At 66.2% G+C, this 881-nt stretch carries 1 protein-coding gene; it reads left to right on the forward strand.

Annotated elements, in window-relative coordinates; all coding sequences use genetic code 11:
- Positions 1-881: LCP family protein (locus Q7L65_RS27610; protein WP_304726692.1), on the forward strand; the 881-nt coding region annotated here is incomplete at both ends.

The raw sequence follows: 881 nt of genomic DNA on the forward strand, positions 1-881 counted from the left end.
TGAACGTGCAGAACTTCGTCGACGACCTGAAGGCCGGCGGCACGATCAGAGGGCTCGGCAGAAACACGATCACGCTCGCCGACGCGGGCGAGCCGCAGACGCTGCTGCTGATCGGCTCCGACCACCGCTACGGCACGGCGGGCGAGGACGCGCGCTCGGACACGATGATGCTGATCCGGATCGACCCGAAGGCGGCCGCGACGACGGTGCTGTCGATCCCGCGCGACCTGAGAGTCAGCTTCGACACGCGCAGAGGCAGCTACACCGACGCGAAGATCAACGAGACGTACACGGTCGGCGGCGAGGCGCTGACGGCAAAGGTGATCCGCAGGCTGCTCGGGATCGACATAAACCACATCGTCAACATCAACTTCAGAGGCTTCCGCGAGGCGATCGACGCGATCGGCTGCGTCTACGTCGACGTCGACCACCGCTACTACCACTCCAACCTCGGCCTGCCTTCCTCGCTGCAGTACGCCGAGATCGACATCATGCCGGGCTACCAGCTGATGTGCGGGGCCAGAGCGCTGGACTACGTGCGCTACCGCCACCTCGACAACGACCTCGTGCGCGGCGCGCGCCAGCAGGACTTCCTGCGCCAGATCCGCTCGCAGTACGACGCCAACGACTTCATCAACGACCCGCACAAGCTGACGCGCGTGATCGGCAAGCGGATGCAGACCGACAAGGACCTGCAGTCGACCTCGGCGCTGATCAAGCTCGGTCAGCTGGTCGCGTTCTCCGCCAGCAAGCCGATCCAGCAGATCGCGATCAGACCGACCTACACGACCGGCCTCGACGGCGCGTCGTTCGTCGAGGCGGGGCCGGAGGAGCTTCTGCGCGTCAGAGAGGAGTTCCTGCACCCGTCCGCGCCGCCGCCC

The organism is Conexibacter sp. CPCC 206217, assembly GCF_030646165.1.
In the GTDB taxonomy this organism is placed as follows: domain Bacteria; phylum Actinomycetota; class Thermoleophilia; order Solirubrobacterales; family Solirubrobacteraceae; genus Conexibacter.